The organism is Pectinatus brassicae, from assembly GCF_014201835.1.
Taxonomy (GTDB): Bacteria; Bacillota; Negativicutes; order Selenomonadales; family Selenomonadaceae; genus Pectinatus; species Pectinatus brassicae.
The window spans coordinates 1-21,936 of sequence record NZ_JACHFH010000001.1; the positions used below are offsets into that span (position 1 = coordinate 1).

General features: G+C 36.1%; 21 protein-coding genes, 1 tRNA gene and 1 other annotated feature. All 22 genes read right to left on the bottom strand.

Features of this window, described 5'->3' with window-relative positions; all coding sequences use genetic code 11:
* Window positions 1-396: 396 nt before the first annotated feature.
* The gene (aroF, locus tag HNR32_RS00005) at window positions 397-1,428 is read right to left on the bottom strand and encodes a 3-deoxy-7-phosphoheptulonate synthase (RefSeq protein WP_183858742.1); all 1,032 of its coding nucleotides are present in this window, start codon (window positions 1,426-1,428) and stop codon (window positions 397-399) included.
* 22 nt (window positions 1,429-1,450) lie between these two features.
* Entirely contained in the window at window positions 1,451-2,287 is an 837-nt protein-coding gene (pheA, locus tag HNR32_RS00010) for a prephenate dehydratase (protein ID WP_183858743.1), read from the bottom strand.
* 42 nt (window positions 2,288-2,329) lie between these two features.
* Window positions 2,330-2,576: a binding site (T-box leader), on the bottom strand.
* Window positions 2,577-2,749: 173 nt separating this feature from the next.
* Window positions 2,750-2,836 (bottom strand) — tRNA-Leu (locus HNR32_RS00015).
* A 63-nt stretch (window positions 2,837-2,899) separates the two neighbouring features.
* On the bottom strand, window positions 2,900-3,655 hold the full coding sequence (locus tag HNR32_RS00020) for an exodeoxyribonuclease III (RefSeq protein ID WP_183858744.1): 756 nt from the start codon (window positions 3,653-3,655) through the stop codon (window positions 2,900-2,902).
* A gap of 33 nt (window positions 3,656-3,688) precedes the next feature.
* Entirely contained in the window at window positions 3,689-4,543 is an 855-nt protein-coding gene (gene rsmA, locus HNR32_RS00025) for a 16S rRNA (adenine(1518)-N(6)/adenine(1519)-N(6))-dimethyltransferase RsmA (protein ID WP_183858745.1), read from the bottom strand.
* Window positions 4,528-5,091, bottom strand: a complete 564-nt coding sequence (gene rnmV, locus HNR32_RS00030) for a ribonuclease M5 (protein ID WP_183858746.1) — start codon at window positions 5,089-5,091, stop codon at window positions 4,528-4,530. The genes rsmA and rnmV overlap by 16 nt, the downstream gene beginning before the upstream one ends.
* A gap of 165 nt (window positions 5,092-5,256) precedes the next feature.
* Window positions 5,257-6,243, bottom strand: coding sequence for a resuscitation-promoting factor (locus HNR32_RS13970; RefSeq protein WP_183858747.1), 987 nt, complete (start codon window positions 6,241-6,243; stop codon window positions 5,257-5,259).
* Between the two features lie 164 nt (window positions 6,244-6,407).
* Window positions 6,408-7,175, bottom strand: a complete 768-nt coding sequence (locus HNR32_RS00040; protein ID WP_183858748.1) for a TatD family hydrolase — start codon at window positions 7,173-7,175, stop codon at window positions 6,408-6,410.
* A complete protein-coding gene (metG, locus tag HNR32_RS00045) occupies window positions 7,175-9,115 on the bottom strand; it encodes a methionine--tRNA ligase (protein ID WP_183858749.1) in 1,941 nt (646 codons plus the stop codon). The genes HNR32_RS00040 and metG overlap by 1 nt, the downstream gene beginning before the upstream one ends.
* Window positions 9,116-9,219: 104 nt before the next feature.
* Window positions 9,220-10,086 (bottom strand): 16S rRNA (cytidine(1402)-2'-O)-methyltransferase, encoded by an 867-nt coding sequence (gene rsmI / locus HNR32_RS00050; RefSeq protein ID WP_183858750.1) that lies wholly within the window; start codon window positions 10,084-10,086, stop codon window positions 9,220-9,222.
* A gap of 91 nt (window positions 10,087-10,177) precedes the next feature.
* On the bottom strand, window positions 10,178-10,789 hold the full coding sequence (locus HNR32_RS00055) for a GGDEF domain-containing protein (protein WP_183858751.1): 612 nt from the start codon (window positions 10,787-10,789) through the stop codon (window positions 10,178-10,180).
* A 63-nt stretch (window positions 10,790-10,852) separates the two neighbouring features.
* A complete protein-coding gene (locus tag HNR32_RS00060) occupies window positions 10,853-11,929 on the bottom strand; it encodes a PAS domain-containing protein (RefSeq protein WP_183858752.1) in 1,077 nt (358 codons plus the stop codon).
* 21 nt (window positions 11,930-11,950) lie between these two features.
* Window positions 11,951-12,694 (bottom strand): tRNA1(Val) (adenine(37)-N6)-methyltransferase, encoded by a 744-nt coding sequence (locus HNR32_RS00065; protein WP_231038222.1) that lies wholly within the window; start codon window positions 12,692-12,694, stop codon window positions 11,951-11,953.
* Complete coding sequence (locus tag HNR32_RS00070; protein WP_183858753.1) at window positions 12,678-13,508, bottom strand: PSP1 domain-containing protein; 831 nt, start codon at window positions 13,506-13,508, stop codon at window positions 12,678-12,680. The genes HNR32_RS00065 and HNR32_RS00070 overlap by 17 nt, the downstream gene beginning before the upstream one ends.
* A 12-nt stretch (window positions 13,509-13,520) precedes the next feature.
* On the bottom strand, window positions 13,521-14,504 hold the full coding sequence (gene holB / locus HNR32_RS00075; RefSeq protein ID WP_183858754.1) for a DNA polymerase III subunit delta': 984 nt from the start codon (window positions 14,502-14,504) through the stop codon (window positions 13,521-13,523).
* The gene (locus HNR32_RS00080) at window positions 14,504-14,959 is read right to left on the bottom strand and encodes a YaaR family protein (protein WP_183858755.1); all 456 of its coding nucleotides are present in this window, start codon (window positions 14,957-14,959) and stop codon (window positions 14,504-14,506) included. The genes holB and HNR32_RS00080 overlap by 1 nt, the downstream gene beginning before the upstream one ends.
* A 265-nt stretch (window positions 14,960-15,224) precedes the next feature.
* Window positions 15,225-15,893, bottom strand: coding sequence for a dTMP kinase (locus tag HNR32_RS00085; RefSeq protein ID WP_183858756.1), 669 nt, complete (start codon window positions 15,891-15,893; stop codon window positions 15,225-15,227).
* Entirely contained in the window at window positions 15,883-17,340 is a 1,458-nt protein-coding gene (locus HNR32_RS00090) for an aminotransferase class I/II-fold pyridoxal phosphate-dependent enzyme (RefSeq protein WP_183858757.1), read from the bottom strand. The genes HNR32_RS00085 and HNR32_RS00090 overlap by 11 nt, the downstream gene beginning before the upstream one ends.
* Window positions 17,341-17,691: 351 nt before the next feature.
* Window positions 17,692-18,867, bottom strand: coding sequence for a type III PLP-dependent enzyme (locus HNR32_RS00095; RefSeq protein ID WP_183858758.1), 1,176 nt, complete (start codon window positions 18,865-18,867; stop codon window positions 17,692-17,694).
* Between the two features lie 290 nt (window positions 18,868-19,157).
* Window positions 19,158-19,976 carry a MetQ/NlpA family ABC transporter substrate-binding protein gene (locus tag HNR32_RS00100; RefSeq protein ID WP_183858759.1) on the bottom strand — a complete coding sequence of 273 codons (819 nt, stop codon included), beginning with the start codon at window positions 19,974-19,976 and terminating at the stop codon, window positions 19,158-19,160.
* Window positions 19,977-20,054: 78 nt separating this feature from the next.
* A complete protein-coding gene (locus HNR32_RS00105; protein ID WP_183858760.1) occupies window positions 20,055-20,708 on the bottom strand; it encodes a methionine ABC transporter permease in 654 nt (217 codons plus the stop codon).
* Complete coding sequence (locus tag HNR32_RS00110) at window positions 20,677-21,738, bottom strand: methionine ABC transporter ATP-binding protein (RefSeq protein WP_183858761.1); 1,062 nt, start codon at window positions 21,736-21,738, stop codon at window positions 20,677-20,679. Before HNR32_RS00110 ends, HNR32_RS00105 begins: the two co-directional genes overlap by 32 nt.
* Between the last annotated feature and the right edge of the window lie 198 nt (window positions 21,739-21,936).

Genomic DNA, 21,936 nt, shown 5'->3' on the forward strand with positions numbered 1-21,936 from the left:
GCACATCCGGTTGTTTAACATTAAAACAATGATGTATTGTTCAGTTTTCAAGGTGCCTGCCTCAACAGTCAGCTTTTATATTATATCTAAACTGTCTGGCTCTGTCAAGAACTTTTTTCTTTCGATCTCTCGATGATTTCAAGTCCCTGCCGCTCTCTCAAGCGCAGAAATAATTATATCTTATCTTCTGCTTTGTGTCAAGAACTTTTTAACTTGATGTTTAATCAGGTTTTGTGCTTGTCACTTCCTTAAGCGCAGAAATAATTATATCTAAATAATATAGTAATGTCAAGTGTTTTATAATTGCGTATTCTTCTAATAATATACTAATAACCATTAGGAAAATTAATTATTCTGTTGTTTTCCTAATGGTTATTTAACTTTAGCTTTTTTTCATCATAAGTTAGTTATTGATAAATTTTCATCGAGCATGAACTTTCTTATTTTAAAAATACCACTCATCACTTCATTATAATTTTCCGGGGTAAGTGATTGCTGTCCATCAGATAATGCCTTGGCAGGATTTGGATGCACTTCCATCATTAAACCATCAGCACCGGCAGCCACAGCAGCAAACGCCATTGGTCTTACCATTCTCCATTTACCGGTTCCGTGACTAGGATCTACAATTATTGGCAAATGGCTAAGATGTTTTACCGCAGCAACTGCACTCATATCAAGTGTATTTCTTGTATAGGTTTCATAGGTACGGATACCGCGTTCACATAGTACAACATTCGTATTACCTTCGCTCATAATATATTCAGCAGCATTAAGCCATTCTTCCAGGGTAGCCGCCAAGCCGCGTTTTAATAATACCGGTTTATCTGATTGTCCTACTTCTTTTAGTAAACGGAAATTCTGCATATTTCTAGCTCCGACCTGCAGCATATCAGCGTATTTGCTTACTGTTTCTACTGCTTCAACTTCGGTTACTTCAGTTACTACCTTCAGCCCTGTCTGATTTCTAGCTTCTGCCAAATATTTAAGGCCTTCATCTTTTAATCCCTGAAAGGCATAAGGTGATGTACGTGGTTTATACGCACCACCCCGCAGAAATTGTGCTCCGCCCGCTTTAACTATTTTAGCCGATTCCAATAATTGTTCTAATGATTCTACGGCACACGGGCCAGCCATAACAACCAAGTTTCCATCACCAATTTTAACACCATCAACATCTACAACACTTGATTGTGGATGAAATTCTCTGCTGGCTAATTTATAGCTTTTAGAAATTGCTACAGTATGGTCTACACCTGGTAAGGCTTCTAATGCTAATGGATCAATATTTCTTTTATCGCCTATCATGCCAACTATCTTTTGCTCAGTCCCTTCCATAATCTGTGCCGTAAGTCCTACATTTTCTATAGCCTTTACCACATTTTCAATTTCTACATTATTAGCATCAGGATTCATTATTACTATCATTATTTACTTCCTCCAAATATATTTATTTTATTATTGGGAAATATCCCATATTTTTTAACCATAAACATTTTTCCTGCACTATCTGCAGTGTCTTTCTTAATTGTTCTTCGGACACATTTGCTGTTTCTATCTCAATAAAAAACACATAATTTCCTAAGCCCGTCCTAGCGGGACGTGATTCTATTCTTGTCATATTTATATCGCTATTGGCAAAATCATTTAGCACTCCACATAAACTGCCCGCTTTAGAACCATCGATCTGACAAATCAGTAAGGTTTTAACAGGTTTTTCCTTGTGCAGGATTTCCTGTTTTTTACCTAATAGAATAAACCTTGTAACATTATCACTAATGTCCTGAATTTCAGCATCAGCTGTTTGCAGATTATATATTTGTCCTGAACGTTTCGACGCAATAGCTGCAGCATCAGGCAATCCATCTGCTACCATTTTGGCTGCATGGGCTGTGCTGACCACTTCAATTATTTCAGCCTGTGAATAATTTTTTTGAATATATTTACGGCATTGGGCCAGCGCCTGTGGATGCGAAATTATTTTTTTAATTGCTGTAGTGCCTTTTTTTAACAATAACTGATTATGCACTTGCCATATTAATTCCATATTTATTTTTAAATCAATATCATCCATTAATGTATCCAAAGTAATTCTGACTGAGCCTTCTATTGAATTTTCGATAGGTACAAAACAATAGTCAGCATCACCATTATGTACTGCATAAATCGCTTCATGTATTCCCCGGTACGGCTGCAGTGACCAATCTTGTTTACAAAAATCATTTATATAAGCAGCAGCTTCTTCACTATGAGTACCATGTGGGCCAAGAAAAGCTAATATAGCCATAGTTCATCCCTCCTTTTATGCAACAAAAAAACCTCACCCAATACAAAGGGCGAGGTCTGCTCACGTTACCACCTTATTTAATCGCATCAGCGATTATCTCATCGAAGTACGGGCCATTAGGCCGATACTCTCCCCTCTTTTAACGGTGGGGCTCCGGCTTCACCTACATAAAACGTTCAGTGAGCAACTCCCGGGTGAACTTGGGTAATTATATATATATCCTGCTCGCAGCTACCAGGACTCTCTGTGATAAATATAACAACTTACTTTTCCCGTTCTTCGTTTTTACACATATACAATTGAAAGTGATATTATAATAACACATGTAGTTTTCCATTGCAAGTATATATTATATATTTTCTTTTTCAGCATAAAATACCCTGCTGTTGCTAATTATACTATTATTTAATTATATAAAAACAAAAAAGCTCACCTAATTAAAGGGGAGCTTTTATTTACAAATGGTGCCGTTGGTGGGAGTCGAACCCACACACCCGTAAAGGCGGCAGATTTTGAGTCTGCTGCGTCTGCCAATTCCGCCACAACGGCATTAAATAATGCTTCAGAACATGTAATATTATATTATTAAAAGCTTATCTTGTCAATGCTTTTTTATATTTTTAATTCTAAGCCTACCGGGCAATGGTCACTGCCCAAAATATCACTATATATCTCCGCTTCGACAATATTATTTTTCAGCATTTCGGATACTAAAAAATAATCTATGCGCCAACCAGCATTTCTGTCACGTGCTTTACGCAAATACGACCACCAGCTGTACACGGACTCTTTATCTGGATATAAATAGCGAAATGTATCCACAAACCCCTTTTCCAGCAAAGTACTAAATTTATTACGTTCTTCATCGGTAAAACCTGCATTTTTGTGATTAGTTTTAGGATTTTTTAAATCAATTTCCTTATGTGCAACATTTAAATCACCGCAAATAACTACTGGTTTTTTCTCTTCAAGTTTTTTTAAATAGTCAGCAAACATATCTTCCCATTCCATGCGATAAGAAAGACGCGCTAATTCATTTTGCGAATTTGGTGTATATACCGTAACTAAATAAAACTGTGGCATTTCCAGTGTTATAACTCGGCCTTCTTTATCATGTTCTTCTATTCCTACGCCATAAAAAACGTCTAGTGGTTCATGCTTTGAAAATATTGCCGTACCAGAATAGCCCTTTTTCTCGGCACTATTCCAGTACTGACTATAGTCTGGTAAGTCCAATTTTAATTGGTCAGGCTGCATTTTCGTTTCCTGCAGGCAAAAAAAATCAGCATCAAGCTGAGCAAATGATTCCATAAAGCCTTTTTTAACACAGGCTCTTAATCCATTTACATTCCATGATATAAATTTCATATTATCACTTCTCCCTTATACCTTTAATAAAAACTATTCATTTTTTTGTGCCAAAATATCAGCTAATATTTTAAATTCCTGTAATGATAAGGTTTCTCCACGTCGTTTGGCATCAATCTGGGCTTGTGCCAAAAGTTCACGTACTTCCTCCTTAGGCAGTCCTAACAATCCCAGAGAATTAGTTAAAGTTTTTCTCCGCTGTCCAAAAGCTGCTTTTACCACCTGAAAAAATATTTTATCATCAATCGGTTTTACTGGTTTATCGTTATAAATATCGCAGACAATTACAGCCGAATCTACTTCCGGCGGTGGCATAAAGGAATTAGGCGGAACTGTAAAGGCAATTTCCGGCCTACTATAGTACTGAACAGCTACGGACAAGGCTCCATATATTTTATTGCCGGGAGCAGCTGCCATTCTCTGTGCCACTTCCTTTTGCACCATTGTTACTAATTTTGTTATGGGCAAAGCCTCTTCTAATAGTGCCATTATGATTGGTGTTGTTATATAATACGGCAAATTAGCAACTACTTTAAACGGCCTATTGCCTATTAATTCTTTTATATCTGTTTTTAATATATCGGCATTAATGATCTGCAGATTTTCATAGCCTTCCAAGGTGTGTTCCAATACTGGCAATAAATTTTTATCTATTTCTACTGCATAAACCTGTGCCCCTGTTTCTAATAGCCCTTGTGTCAGTGTTCCAATTCCCGGACCTATTTCAAGCACTACATCATCAGATGTTATCTCGGCGGCCTCGACTATCCCGGTAATTATTTCTTCATCAATCAAAAAATTCTGCCCTAATTTTTTGTTCATATGAATGCCAAATCTTTTTAAGATATACTGCGTTACTTCTTTTTTAGCAATTATTGGATGCTGCATTCATGCACCTCCTTCTCATTAATTTTCTCTAGTGCCACTATAAATTCTTCTTTTGTTACTCCATATGTATTTAAGCGCCTTAAAAATACTTTTGCATTAGCATACCCCACTCCTAATGCTGCTCCAACTTTTGCTCTTTTTGCTGCCGAATCCAATCCGCCGCTAAGTCCCTCACGAATCAGGTCCTGCGCTGTAAAAGTATTCTGCACCTGCCAATTGGGGGTACGCACTTTTTCTAAAGCTTTTAATATTGATTCTGGTGAAGCCTGTTCAATTCCGATATCATTATGGGCTGTTGCCTCAACCACTGGCACAAAAGCATGCTTGGCTTTAGGAAACCTTCGTGTAAGCCATGCCCTGATTCTTTCTCCGGCACTATCTGGATCGGTCATAATAATTATGCCGCGTTTTTTATAAGCATGCCCTATATTTTTTACTGTCTGCCGGCTTAAACCGAAACCACCTGTGATTATACAATCTGCTTCGAGGGCTTTATTTATGGCTACAACATCCATTTTCCCTTCTACTACCAAAACTTCTTTTATCATTATTCGCTCCTATTTATATAGCAATCCTACAATGAAAATATATTATTATTATATTTTCTCTTAATCACTATAAAAAATCAATATATTATTTACTATACATGCAAACCATACCATTTTTATCAGTGTTTCAGATAAAAAAAAGCTGTGCCTTTACGGCACAGTAAACTATTTCAGTATATATATTCTGACATCACGACGTCCCCAGCCTATTGCCTCTGAATAAGACTCCATACATAAATCAATGCGGCGACCGGAAAAACCACCGGTGTCAGCGGCTACTGCCTCACCATATCCTGGTATATATAATCTGGTTCCATAAGGAATAACATTAGGATCAACAGCCACAACGCCTCTTCCTGCTCTCATGCCTGTTGCTGTATATCCACTGCCGCTGCCATCACTTGGCAGATATGCTGTAGCTTCTACATCCATAGCATATTCATACGGAGGAATATAACCAGAATCTGCCTGATATTCCTGATAAGTCCCCTTAGCTACCACTTCTGGTACTGGCTGTGCCGTAACAGATTTTTGCAGTATTTCTTCGTCTACCTTGGTACCGCCTTTATAGTATTCTTTTACCATAAGACGCGCTGTTCCCTCCTGCCCTTGTTGCACAACTTTAGTTTTTCCTTTTTCCAAGGAATCATCTTCACGATAAACCGTTCCAAACGGTTCTTGCATATTACGGAAAGTAATCTTTGCAATTAGCGGTTCCAATTTTATGAGCATATTAGGTCGCAACTCAGCATGAACCCCAGGTTCAGTATCATAATCCAGTGGATTATACCCCAATTTTTTCACCAATGCTTTCACATCAGCAGCATTTGTTTCTATTACCTTGGTATTATTATCTACTTGCACTTTAACTGGCACATTACGATGAATAGTTATCGTTGTTCCCGTTGTTATATTTTGAGTCGATATAGTATATTTGTCACTTGCAGCAAACTTTACACCAGCCTGCTTTATTATGTTTTGCGGATTATCATCACTTGTACGTATGGTCTTTGTTTGTCCATCCGCAACGATATAGATAGTCTTATTGTTTCCAGAAAAACCGACTACAATTGACATTATAAAAACCAATGTCAAACACAATAATACCTTGGCAAATTTCGTATGTTGTAAGAATAATTCTTTAATAGTCATTGCCTACCTCCTATTTTGGGGATTATAACATGTTCTTTACACTTATGTCAAATCGATAGGATTTTCAGCATTTTTTCATACTTACCATATACATTTATGCTTTTTTGGCACTATATCGTTATTATTTGCCCACTCTACGAGCAATAAGGATAATATTGTTATATTTATTCTTTCATAAATAATCTTTTAGCATTTTCTGTTGTTATTGCTGCCAATTCCGCATATGCCATATTCCGGAGCTGCGCTGCTTTTTCTGCTGTATGTTTTACATAGGCTGGTTCATTTCTTTTTCCTCTATTGGGCACTGGTGCCAAATAAGGACAATCAGTTTCCAGCAACAATCTTTCCAGCGGCATCATCTGTACAACATCTGGCAATTTAGCAGCATTTTTAAAAGTAAGCGGTCCATCTATTCCAATATGCCAGCCAAGCTTGAATAATTCTTTAGCCATCTCCACACTACCGGAATAACAATGAATTACCCCTTCTATTTTGCGCCCTTCATTTTTTAGGATCTGCATCAAATCACCATGTGCATCTCTGTCATGAATACTAACCGGCAGATGCAGCTGACGGGCAATATCCAGCTGTCTGATAAATACCCGCTTTTGTATCTCCTTGTTATCAGTGCGGAAATGATAATCAAGTCCGATTTCGCCAATAGCTACTACTTTTTTGTTTTCATTAGCCAGTTCCGCTAATATATAATCATCTTTTGCTGTCATCTTATCAGCATCTTCTGGATGAATGCCAACGGCGGCATAAACCATATCATATGTTTTAGCCAGCTCAACTGATTTATACGAAGATGTTATATCTGCGCCCATATTGATTATCTTTTCAATACCTTCAGCAGTTGCCCGTTTAATAACATCGGCACGATCCTCATCATATTGAGCATCATCTAAATGTGCATGGGTATCAATGAGCATTATTTCACCCGGCTTCCGGTCGGCATATCGACTTCCACTACTTTCAATGCGTCATCTTTTGAAGCAGCGAGGAGCATACCATGTGACATTACACCGCGTAGTTTAACTGGTTTTAAATTAGCAACTAATACAACATGCTTTCCTACAAGTTCTTCAGGCTGATAAAATTTTGCAATTCCTGACACTACTGTGCGCACTTCACCGTCAAGATCTACAGTGATTTTTAACAATTTTTCGGTCTTAGGAACAGGCTCGGCCGCCTTTATTTCTACAACCCGTAAATCAAGCTTAGAAAAATCATCAATCGTGATCATACCCGCACCATCTTTATCATCTTGTGACACTTTAACATTTTTATTATTTTGTTTTTTTGTTTCAGGTATATTTTTTATCTCTTCTTGTTCTTTTTCTATCTCGATACGAGGGAAAAGCTGTTGCGGTTTATTGACATGAAGTCCTTGTGGCAAGCCCCCCCAGGCAGTTTCTGCAATATTTATTTCACTGATTTTTCCTGTCAAATTTAACTGCTGCCAAATTTTTTCAGCTGTAGTCGGCATAAATGGGAAAATCAAAATGCTTATTATCCGCAGGCTTTCTACCAAATCATACAAAACTCTATTTAATTCATCTTTTTTCGTTTCATCTTTGCCTAATGCCCATGGCATTGTTTCGTCAACATACTTATTGGTACGGCTGATAAACATCCATACTAATTTTATAGTATCTGATAATTCCATGTTATCCATAAGTTTTTTATATTCATTTACAGTTTTTTCGGCTTCATCAATAAGATTCTGATCTACAGGACGCACTGCTGACAATTCACCTAAAACACCATTATTAAATTTTCCAATCATATTAAGGGTTCTATGCAGCAAATTACCTAAGTCATTGGCTAAATCAGAATTTATACGGGATATAAGCGCATCGCGGGAGAAATTACCATCCTGTCCTAAATTTATCTCTCTTAATAGGAAATATCTTATGGCATCAGCACCAAATTCTTCAATAAGACCAACCGGATCAACAACATTTCCTTTAGATTTGCTCATCTTATCACCATCAACGATCAGCCAGCCATGACCATATACTTTTTGGGGCAATGGCAAATCAAGCGCCATCAATATAATTGGCCATATTATAGTATGAAAACGTACAATTTCCTTACCGACCAAATGCAAATCAGCCGGCCAGTATTTATTAAATCTTTCCTGGTCATCTAAAAAGCCGATTGGTGTTAAGTAATTGGACAGAGCATCAAACCACACATAAATAACATGCTTTTCATCAATTGGTACCGGTATTCCCCAGCTAAATGAAGTACGTGATATACAAAGATCTTCTAAACCTTGTTTAATAAAGTTTATCATTTCGTTACGGCGTGATACGGGCTGAATAAAATCAGGATTTTCTTCTATATATTTTAGTAAACGATCAGCATATTTAGATATTTTAAAGAAGTAGGCTTCTTCACTGACTTCTTTTACCGGACGTCCACAATCCGGACATTTTCCATCAACTAATTGGCGTTCCAACCAAAAAGATTCACAAGGTGTACAATAAAGCCCCTTATATTCGCCCTTATAAATATCACCTTTATCATAAATACGACGGAATATCTCCTGTACGACATCATTATGACGCTTTTGCGTTGTACGAATAAAATCATCATGTGATATATTTAAGCGCTTCCATAAATCTTGAAACCCTGCCACAATCTTATCAACATATTCTATTGGTGTTATACCTGCTTCTTCGGCTTTTTGCTGTATTTTTTGCCCATGTTCATCAGAGCCTGTCAAAAAAAATACGTCAAAACCACTAAGACGTTTATAACGGGCAATAGCATCAGCAATAGTGGTACAATATGCATGTCCAATATGTAATTTGGCACTAGGATAATAAATAGGTGTTGTTATATAAAATGATTTTTTTTCCAAAAGAAGACCTCCAAAATATTAATGAAATTAACTAAAATTAAATTATACTTTATCTGTAAAAAAAATGCTACTGTTGTCATAAATAGCAGCATTTTCTCTAAATATTAATAGGACTTATTTAACTCCTCGTCCTTAAGCACAGCGTTATAAATTTCCCGCCGACTCATGGATAAATCTTTAGCTGCTTTTTTTATGGCATCTTTTTTGCTTATATTATCCTGCATAAGCTGCTTTACGTAAGCCACTGGTGCAATTTCTACTGTTTCTTCAACAAGACCAGCCTCATTGTTTCCTTCAATAACTAAGACAAATTCACCGCGTGGCTCATTTTGGGCAAAATACTCATTCATTTCTTTTATACTGCCGCGTATGAATTGCTCAAATTTTTTGGTAAGCTCACGGCAAACAGCAATTTGGCGCTTTTCACCTAATCCTTGTTCCAGTTCCTTTAATATTTTTTTTAAACGATGTGGTGTTTCATAAAAGATCAGCGTTTCTGTGTTATTCTTTAGTCGCTGCAAAAGCTCCTGACGATTATTTTTCTTCTTAGGTAAAAATCCAATAAAAGAAAATCTAACCGTATCAAGGCCTGAGGCAATAAGGGCTGTTAAGGCAGCATTAGCTCCTGGAACAGGCACTACCTGTATACTATTTTCAATGGCAAGCTCTGCTATATGACTGCCTGGATCAGCAATTCCCGGCAGCCCCGCATCACTTACAACTGCAATATTTATTCCATCAAGTAATTTCGCCAATAATTCAGGACCTTTTAGCAATTTATTATGTTCATGATAGCTGGTCAAAGACACATGAATGTCAAAATGAGTCAATAATTTTCTAGTATGACGAGTATCTTCGGCCGCAATTAAATCCACCTCCTGCAGGATTTTTACTGCACGAAAAGTCATATCATCAAGGTTACCAATAGGGGTTGCTACTAAATATAATGTCCCTTTTTCCTTCTTCAGCATTAGGCACTCCTTACATAGAAAAACCACTCTAGCGTGAGTGGTTTTGTTAATATTCTCGTTAGTATACTCTAGTAGTATAAGATAAATACGTTTATTTGTAAAATACCTGACAATTACGTCCGCTGTTTTTTGCCTGATATAATGCAATATCAGCTTGACGATATAATTCACTGAAATTAATTATTTTTTCTTTGTATAATGAAGAAACACCAATACTAATGCTTAAATTCAAAGAAATATTTTGTCTATAACCTTCCCTTTTTATTTTATGCATAAGTTCATTCATTTTCTTTGCAATATCATTTTGATCATTTATTCCTGAAAAAAATATAGCAAATTCATCTCCGCCAATACGGGCAGATATTATTTTATCTGAAACTATCTTTTCCACTACCTTGGCAATTAATATTAATGCCTGATCACCGATTGGATGACCCAATAAGTCATTAATAGTCTTAAAATGGTCAATATCAAATACAGCCAGCGCATAATATTTTTTTGCCTTTTTTACTATATTATTGATAGCATTCATTAAAAATTCACGATTATATAGCCCCGTTAACGCATCCTTATTACTTTTTTCCTTAAGACAAACATTATCTGTAATATTTATAAGCTTGCCAATGACACTTATTACTTTATGCTCAAAATTAAGCATGCCAATGCCCCTGACCTGCCACCATAAAGCTTTTCCTTCGGCCATCTGATAAATTGTAAAATCAATAATCGGCCTGGTTAAAAACGTCTGCTCTTTTATGATATTTACCTAGTCTTGTAAGCGTTGTATGCTTTCCTCGGAAAATTTATAAAGCTTTAGCTCTTCTAAGTTTTTTATATATATTTTTTTATTTATATTCTTATTCTTATTATTTTTATATTTTAATAAAATTTCATCTTTTTTCACATCATATTGAAAAATCACTTCATTCGATAGTTCAAATAAAATATCGTTAGTGTTTTTTTCTATTCTCAACTGTTCCAGTGCTGTATGCAAAGGTGTTATATCATTTATTATACTGCTTATTATTGTTTGGTTATTAGCGTTTTTTATTTTTTTGCCAATATCCATCATCCACAGCATTGATCCATCTTTTTTTCTTACACCATATTGGCTGTTGTATGCCCCTGTCATTTCCAATGATTTTTTCATCTGGGCAATTGTCTTGCCCGCATCCGGCCGATGTATCATTCCCCGCACATTCCCATTGCACATCTGCATAAATTCTTTATAGTTATAACCTAGTATTTTATAAAGCTGTTTGTTTACATAAAAAATCGTAAATTCATCATCACAATAGCTGCTTCTTATACCACCAGCAGTATTATGAATAATCAACTCCATCTGTTTTTTCTTTTCTACAAGTTTTTGCTGCATAAGCGCATAGCTGTCACTATTGATACTTTGAGGGATGTAGCCATCAGTATCAAAATCATGACTGGGTTTAGCTATATGATAATTTACTACTTTATAAGTATTTTTATACGGTACAAATACGATACTTATACGCCGCAGACTTTTATAATATTTACCATATACAGAATCATCTATCTGTAAACAAAACACAACCGCTACCACAATATATTCGTCAGTATTTACCTGCACTTCAGTTTTTAAATCTTTTAATACGGTTTTTTTGTACTGTATGGAAAAACTCTTTAACTCTTTTTCTAAAAGCTCATGTGATGTTATTGAACTTGCTAAACCAGCTGGAATATAACAAAAATGTTCCGGATGAAATGCCGATAAAGCTGCCTGCCAATTATGATTTTGAAAAAAATCCAGCAAAATCTTTTCTGTATATTTTTTAATTGCATCTTTATCCACATTATTCCCTTCTTTCATTTTAGCCCATTATAGTAGCCATCAATCAGGATAATAATATTTAATAAGTTCTTCCGTATAAGTACCATCGTCATTATGCACTATCAACGACCTATCAACTTTCAAACCACCTATAGCCCCTCCATGAACACCTTCAATAAGCACCATATTCGGCGGCTTGTCAGTTTTCGGCTGGACAAATCGAATACGTTTGGGTTCGATATTATTTTGCCTCATCTGTACTATTATTTCAGCTAAACGTTCAGGCAAATGCACCATGGTAAATCTGCCGTGAAAACGCAGCGTATAATGAGCTGCCGCAATAACATCAGCAAGCGTTGCTGTTATTTCATGACGAGCCTTGGCTACACCGTCAATATCATTAATATATCCCTTCTGCAACGGACGATAAGGTGGATTAACTATAACAAAATCAGCAAATTGTGCTGAAAATATTTCTTTTATATTACGATAATCAGCCTGCTGTACAATAATCTTTTCTGATAAATTATTTAAAATAACATTTCGCTTAGCGATATCTGCCGTTACTGGATTTATTTCCAATGCATGTATTTTTGCTGCTTTATTGGCTAAAAGCAGCGGTATTACACCTGTTCCTGTTCCCAAATCAAGTCCACAGTCTTTTCTATGGACATTAGCAAAATGTGCTAATAATACAGCATCCAAGGAAAAACAAAACTCATTTTCATTTTGAATTATTTTTAAACCATCTGTTAATAAGTCATCTATACGTTCAAAAGGCTTTAGATCATACATCATCTTCATCTTTTTCAATAACATCATCCCATGATGCAACGATAGTATGTTTATCATCAAGCAATATTGTAGCTGTTCTTTTTTGTTCGTTAACGGATATTACTTTTCCCTCTCCATCAACAGAAACTACACGGCTGCCTCTTTTGGGCGGAGCAACTATATTATTTTTACAGCATTTAGCATTACAGTACATATCATTTTCATATTTGAGACAGCACATCAAGCGACCACATATCCCTGATATCTTTGTAGGATTCAACGATAAATTTTGGTCTTTGGCCATTCGTATTGAAACAGGATCAAATTCGCCCAAAAAAGTTGCGCAACAAAGTGAGCGTCCGCAATAACCAATCCCGCCCATAACCTTGGCTTCATCACGCACGCCTATTTGACGCAATTCAATTCTGGTATGAAATATCGCTGCTAAGTCTTTAACTAAATCACGAAAATCCACTCGCCCGTCAGCTGTAAAATAAAATATTATTTTATTCACATCAAAAGTATATTCCACGCCAATAAGTTTCATTGGCAGCTGATGGATCGCTATCTTCTTTTCACATATTACAAAAGCTTCTGCTTCTTTTTCTCTATTTTCTGTAACTTTTTTCAAGTCCTCTGCTGTCGCCTTACGCAAAATATTTTTTAAAGGCTGAACAATATCACTATCGGGAACATCTCTTTTTCCTATAACAACTGTTCCATATTCAACACCGCGTGCTGTTTCAACTATCACACCATCTTCAACTTTTATATTATGTTTGCCGGGAGAAAAATAATATATTTTACCCGCTTTTTTAAAACGTATTCCTACTACTGTCTGCACTAGAATAACTCCTTATTTTAAATTACGCAATTTCAGTATAAATTCTTCTATTATAAGCCTCATATCAGCATTGGACATCAAACGCTGTTCAGCTATTTGACTATACTCTACAGCCATAAATATCTGCTGTAAATTCCAAATATATTTTTGCTCAATTAGCTCATCATTCATATCACTATTATATAATTTTATATTATCCTTATTATATAAAATTATCATATCACGCCAAAACATCTGTAAATAAAATATCCATTCATTTAGCTGCTCGCGCTTAAATTTTAATAAAACATCTGTAATCTGCCAGATATTTTCATCTGAATATATAAAAACATCTTTTAAAAATTTAAAAGCCATATCACGATTTTCTAAGCCATTATTTTCATATAATGTCAACGCCTGTCTGATACTTCCACCAGATAAGTCAGCCAATTTAGAAGCAGCACCAGCCGCAATCTCTTTTTTTTGTAATATATTCATTACTGCTTCATTATCAAGTAATGAAAAATATATATTTACACAGCGTGATAGAATAGTGGCTAAAACTTTTTCCTTATTGTTGGCTGTCAATATGAAATATATATTCCCTACTGGTTCCTCCAAAGTTTTGAGTAATGCATTGGCAGCTGTTTCATTTATTTTATCAGCTCCATCAATTATTACTACGCGCTTATCCGACAAATATGGTGCCAGTGATATATCAGCCTGCATCTGACGAAGCTGCTCAATTTTTATCATTTTTACCGTTTTGCCATCTGGTTCCAACAGGAAAAAATCAGGATGTGTTCCCTTAATGAAGGCCTGACAGGACGGGCATTCTCCACAGGGTCTGTTTTTAGCATTACACAGTAAGGCCATTGCCAGCATTTTAGCCGTTAATGCCTTGCCAATTCCCTCCATGCCAAAAAACAACAAGGCATGTGGTAAATGGTCTGTTTCCAGCATAGTACGCAAATTGCTGATTATCTGCTCATGCCCAACAATATCATTCCACTGCATTACATATATAAATCAACCAGCATGCCGCAAATAGCTTCATGCTTGGCTGCTATTGTCAGTGCACTGGCCTGCCCTAAACGGATTTCTTCTGCCATTTCTTCCAGCTTATCATCGACCTTGCGTACCGTAGTATAAACTTTTTGCCTGCCTAGTCTATCCCAGCCGCTTTGTGAATTCATTGAATACATTCTGGTAACAGCTTCACCAATAAATTTCTTTACAACATCACGATATGATTTCAGCTCGTCATACGTAGGTGTTTTAGTCAACTTAGCACCCTGCTCAGAAACTTTATCAAACAATTTTTTTAATTGTTCCATAGACATGTCTTCCTGATTTTGTGCCAATTCGGTAGAAAATTCGCCAACCTGTTCCTTTACTTGGACTTCACGGCTTCCTTCCGTCTTTGTAAAAAATTGTTGCTTAGGATTATTTAAAGGATCTATTTTTAGCATATCATTCACCTTACTCTACAACAAATTACTTAATTATCACTAATTTATAATATTTTCTTACAGCAAACCATAAATAACATTAATATTTATCAGCATAATTATTCAACCAATGTAATATTTATACCTTTTATATAATAATTATAATTGCTTTTATAATTTTTGGCAATAAAACTAACAGCGCAACCATAATGTTTCTTCCAATAAAATATTATTATTCCTATTCTCATAGAATAATATATCAACCAATATCAATTAATATATTTACCTACTTTAATAAATCATTTACTAATGCATATATATCATTATGAATATCACTAATTGAGCGAATTTTACCAGCTCTAGCACACTGTACTGTTTTCCAGCCATATTTATCAGCCATCTGTTTATATACGTCATGACAATGATGCAGATAACCACTGTCTTCTTCATGAATATCTCTGTTGCCTGATGAAGAACCTCTTTTTTCTAAGAGTTTATCACTTATCTGCACTGGCATATCAAGAAAAACAACCAAATCCGGCTTTGGCAGTCCCATTTTGACAAATTCCAAATCCCACAGCCAATCTAAAAATTCATTGCGTTTCTCTTCTATATCTATTTTTCCTGCCTGATGAACCATATTAGAAGTTGTATATCTATCTGCTAAGATTATAGCGCCGTCTTCATAGGGCTGTTTCCATTTTTTTTGATATGAGGCAAAACGATCAACAGCAAAAAAAGTTGAGGCGGCATAAGCATTAACAGAATCCGCGGAATTGCCAAAATCACCGCGCAAATACATTTTTATTAATGCTGATGATTCACTGTCATAATCAGGATATTCTACTTTATATACATTACCGTATTCTTTTTGCAAACGATTATATAACTCGCTGGTTTGAGTAGCCTTGCCGGAACCATCGCCTGCTTCAATTATAATTAATTTACCTCGCATCACTAATCACCTTTATCTTGTTTAATTTAGCATCAAATGGTCCTGCCACTTTCCCCCCTGCAGCTATTGCCTGCTGCACATAATCGATCAGTTCGGCAGTAATAACCTCGCCTGGATATATAAGCGGTATTCCCGGCGGATAAAAACTTATAGTTTCTGCGCAGACTTGTCCCACACTTTTCTTAAAATCGATTATCTTATAAGCAGCATAAACAGCCTCACGCGGCAGTGATTTCATTTGCGGCATAGCTGGCTGAGCAATCACAGGGACTGCAACAGCCACTTTATTATAATTCACCGCCAAGGACTGTAATGCCTTTAATAAAATATTAATTTCTTCCTCGCCGTCCGCTAAGGAAATTATAAATAACACATTATACATATCTGCCAGCTCACACTGAATTTTATATTTATAACGAAGTATCTGTTCTGCTTCATAGCCCGTAATTCCCAAACCTTTAACAGTAACCGTTACCTTCGTATAATCAATAGCAAAGCAGCCTGGCTGTCCTTTTATATCATCCCCGAAGCAGTATAAATCAGGAATTTCATTAATAGCATTGCGCAATTTTTGTGCTAATAAATATGCATTATCAATCATATCCGCACCAAATTGTGCCATCTGCCAACGGGCGGCATCAAGTCCAGCCAACAGTAAATAATTGGGACTTGTCGACTGAATAAGCCCATTCATCATAGATACACGTTCTTTTTTTATATAATCATACTTTACATGCAGCATTGAGGTTTGTGTAAAAGCAGATAATATTTTATGAGTGCTTTGTGCCGACATATCTGCACCGGCATCTATTGCCTGCTGAGGCAAATGCTGGGAAAATTTCAAATGAGGTCCATGAGCCTCATCTACTAATAAAGGCATATTATATGTATGTACCAATTCTGCTATCTTTTTTATATCACTAGCTACACCATAATAAGTCGGATAAACCAATAAAACAGCCTTAGCATCAGTATTTTTTTCAATAACTTCCTGAAGTTTTTCCATAGTTACGCCCATTGCCAAACCAAGCTCATTATTAATAACCGGTTCAACAAAAACAGGCTGTGCTCCCGCTAGTATAATTGCCCCTAATATACTCTTATGAACATTACGCGGCACAATGATTTTTTCTCCTGGACCCACGACTGACATTATCATTACATGAATTGCCCCAGTCGTACCATTTATCATAAACAATGAATCATCTGCGCCATAAAGTTCAGCGGCCAAATCTTGTGCCTCTTTTATACATCCCTCTGGTTCAAACAAGTCATCGAGCTCTGCCATCAAAGAAACATCCATTTTAAAGCCCAACGGTGTTACCATATCCTTTATTTTTTCCGGTACTGATTTGCCCTGTTTATGACCGGGTGTATGAAAAGCTACAGCTCCATCAGCAACATATTTATACAGTGCTTCTATAATTGGTACATTACTTTGTCTCATAAATTATCTCTCACTTTTGCTTCATAATTAAACTATTATGCCTAGTATACTTAATCTTATGCTGTTAGCCGGCTAAATATATTTACTGACAAAAAAATGCCGCCAGAAAATAGCATCTATATTCAGGCGGCATAAATCATTATTTCACTACATATTTTACTATTTTTTTCTATATCGATTCCAATACATTTTAATAACAATAACGATTGCTGCTATCAAAACAATTCCTGCTATATGTATATTTTTTAAGCCGGGATCACCTTGGCTTCCCATACTATAGTACATAAATAATATTATAGCAGTCAGTATAAAAACATTTATTATACTTGAGATAAAATCACCCCATTAGCATTAAATAGCCTGCTCACAATTGTCTTTTTCAGCAAGTACTTTTACCAACTGAGCTTTTTCAGCTTCCCAATGGAGTATTTTTGCCTTTTCAAAACCATTGAAGTCAGTTGAAGCAGCTGTAGTATAAGCCCCGCAATCACAAGCTACTACAATATCATCCATATCTAAATCAGGACTCAAATAGCTTTTGCTGATAACATCAAGTGAATCACAGGTAGGTCCAAAAAATGTTGATGGCAGCATTTTTCCTGCTTTATAAGTATTAAGTTCATATTCCCAATGATCATAAAAAACCCCTGTAAATATGCCATATACACCATCGTCTAAATAATAACACATCTGACCATCACGAGCCTGTTTGCCAATAACTCGCATAACAGCATTCATCGCTGTCCCACAGATATAGCGTCCTGGTTCTGACCAAATTTCTATATCAGGGAAAGTTTTTTCCAAACTTTCATTTATATCTTTAACCATTGCTTCTAAATTCACACAGGTATCTGGTGCCGGAACAGGCAGACCACCACCAATATCCAGTACTTTTAAATCAAGCCCCTGTTTTTTTGCTTCATCTATAATAGTTCGACACATAGCAAAAGCTTCGTGGTACGGTTCTGTAGACAGAGTCTGACTACCAACATGAATTGCCAGTCCAATCGGATTAAGCCCCTGTTCTTTTGCTTTTTGCAATAAACTTATCGCTTCATCAGGACCCGCCCCAAATTTTTCATTCAAATTAACAAGTGCTTTGGCATTCTTTATACGTAAACGAAGAAGTACTTTTGCGCCAGGATTGTATTGCGCCATCCTAGCAATTTCCTGCTCAGTATCATAAGTGAACTTATCCACATTACACTCGGCAGCAGTTTTAAGACCCTGCACAGTTTTTATGGGATTTGCATATATCATTTTATCACCGCTAACGCCCATTTGCGTTAGTGTGTTTATTTCTCCGCCAGATGCAACATCAAAGCTTGCTCCAAGTTCCATCATTTTATTAATAATTATCGGTGAAGGATTTGCCTTCATAGCATAAAACACCCTTACTCGCGGCATATTTTTCTGCAAAAAACGATAATTTTCTTCTATTTTATCAGTTGAAATGATAGCAAGCGGTGTAGGATACTTCTTAGCCAACAACTCCGCTTGATTTTTTGTTAATTTGAAACTCTTCATAACACTCCCCTTATTCTTTGCCATACATCTCTGTACTTATTATATAATCAAGCTGTATTTAAACAGCCGTAATTATTATTGAATAAAAATACATCGCATATTTATCATATTAATCACGTAACTAAATATATAACTATCACTATAAAAAAGCAATATATTTTTCCTTTTATTTTAACAAAAAAATGCTTTGCCCGCTACTTTTTATCATAAAAATTTTTAAAGTTATTGTCCCTATGGCAAATAAGCAAAAAAAAATCGCCAGACATATGCCTGACGATTTTTAAACTATATTAAAATGCTGGAACTATAGCGCCTTTATATTTTTCCTGAATAAATTTCTTTATTTTTTCCGATTGCAGTGCTGCTACTAGCTTTTTGATTTCAGGGCGGTTTTCGTCGCCTTTTCTTACAACAACAATATTAACATATGGAGATGAGGAATCTTCAATTATCAAAGCATCCTTCGTTGGTACAAGGTTAGCCTGAACTGCAAAATTAGTGTTAATAACAGCCGCATCGACATCATCAAGCGAACGTGGCAGCTGAGCCGCTTCAATTTCAGTAATCTTGATATGTTTTGGGTTATCAACAATATCCTGTACAGTAGCTGTTACGCCTACACCGTCTTTTAATTTAATAAGCTTAGCTTTTTGTAACAGCAATAATGCCCGTCCACCATTAGTAGGGTCATTAGGAATTGCTATTTGTGCACCATCTTTAATATCAGCAAGCTTTTTTACTTTATGTGAATACACACCCATTGGTTCAATATGAATACCACCAGCATTTACCAACTGCATATTATGTTCTTTATTAAAATTATCTAGATAAGGTGTATGCTGAAAGAAATTGGCATCAAGTTCTTTATCATTAAGTGCTATATTAGGCTGTACATAGTCATTAAATTCCTTAATTTGCAAATCAATTCCTTCTTTAGCCAAATCCGCTTTTACCTGTTCTAAAAGTTCAGCATGCGGTACAGGTGTAGCCCCTACCTTGAGTACTGTTTTACCTGACGCAGCCTTATCTGCCTGCTGGTTAGAACCACAGCCAGCAAAAGCCATCATCATGATTCCCAACGCTGCAATTATCAATAATACCTTTTTCAAAATAATTCCTCCTTATTAATTATAAGTGTTTTGCTATTAATTGTACCCTATAATTAATTATTTCGCAACAAATACATACTATTTTTTATTCAATTTCTTAGCAGTATAATTGCCGGCAAATTGAACAATCTGCACCAATACAATTAAAATTATTACTGTTATTAGCATAATATCAGGACGAAATCGCTGATATCCATAGCGTATGGCTAAATCCCCAATTCCGCCGCCGCCAATTGTACCAGCCATAGCGGAAGCTCCTATCAATGCAATTATAACAGTGGTCAGCTGCGCTACAATACTCGACAAAGCTTCTGGCAGCAATACATGGCGAATTATCTGAAATGGTGTAGCCCCCAAGGATAATGCTGCTTCAACTAAACCATAGGGAACTTCCCTGATAGAATTTTCTACCTGACGTCCAATAAATGGAATCGCCGATAAGGTTAATGGTACCATAGCCGCCGTCGTACCAATAGATGTACCTACCAGCATACGAGTCAAGGGAATAATTGCCACCATTAAAATGATAAATGGTACTGAACGAACAGCATTAACAATAGTGGCAATAATACGATTTAATACCTGACATTCCAATATTTGTTCCTTAGCTGTTGTCACTAATAATATACCCAATGGTATCCCAATAACAGAAGCAATTGCCATTGATACACAAACCATGTAAACTGTCTGCCACAATGATTTACCTAGCAGCAATATCATGTCGTTTGACATAGCCAATCACCTCTACTTTCAAATCTTGTTCCTTAAGCCACTCTTCAGCCATTTTTACTTTATCAGTATCACCAGTAATACCTATTATCATTCGTCCATATGGCACCATCTGTATCTGGTCTAAGTCACCAAATAAAATACTTACATCAATATCATCATATTTTTTTATCAGGCGCATTATAACCGGTTCATCGGCGGATTCCCCAATAAATGTGAGCCGCATCAATAAATGGCCATCTTCTATCGGTACTGCTGATACCGGCTGATTTCTAAAGGCACTGGGAAGCTCGTCACTTAGCAGCACACTAATGAAATCGTGTGTTATCTCCTGTTGCGGCTCGGTAAATACTTTTATAACAGTACCTTTTTCAGCAATAATACCATGGTCTATTACCGCTACCTTATCACAAATATCTTTTATTACCTGCATTTCATGCGTTATTATTACTACGGTAATATTTAGTTTTTTATTAATATCCTTAATCAATTTTAAAATAGACTGCGTTGTCTGCGGATCAAGCGCTGAAGTTGCTTCATCGCACAAAAGAATCTTAGGGTCACTGGCAAGGGCCCTAGCTATACCTACACGCTGTTTTTGTCCCCCAGATAGCTGAGAAGGATACTGCCCAGCTTTATTTTCCAGCCCCACCATCTCTAATAATGGTTCTACCTTTTGGCTAATAGTTTTTTTATCAATACCTGCTAGTTTTAAGGGAAAAGCAACATTATCATAAACCGTTGCCGACGATAATAAATTAAACTGCTGAAATATCATCCCTATATTTTTCCGTACTTTTCGCAATTGGCTGTCATCAAGCTTAGTTAAATCCTGTCCATCAATTTCCACTGTACCTGCTGTAGGCCGCTCCAACATATTTATACAGCGAACCAAAGTTGATTTACCTGCTCCTGACAGTCCAATAATCCCATAGATTTCTCCATCTGCAATTGTCAGGCTAACATCTTTTAATGCCGGCAATGGTCCTGCTGGAGTATCATATACTTTCTTTATATGGGAAAGCTTTATCATTGTTTACACTTTCCTTTCTCACAATATCTATAATATATTTGTTTATCATAAAAACAATGTAATGTCAATGTAAATGCCTTCTTTACAGTGTTCATAAAAGCCCATAAAAGCAATACAGGCATTGACTTTAGAAGCAATACAACGTAAAATAAATAAAGTTAACAGCATTTATCTGATTAAAATAAGGATGGAATTATA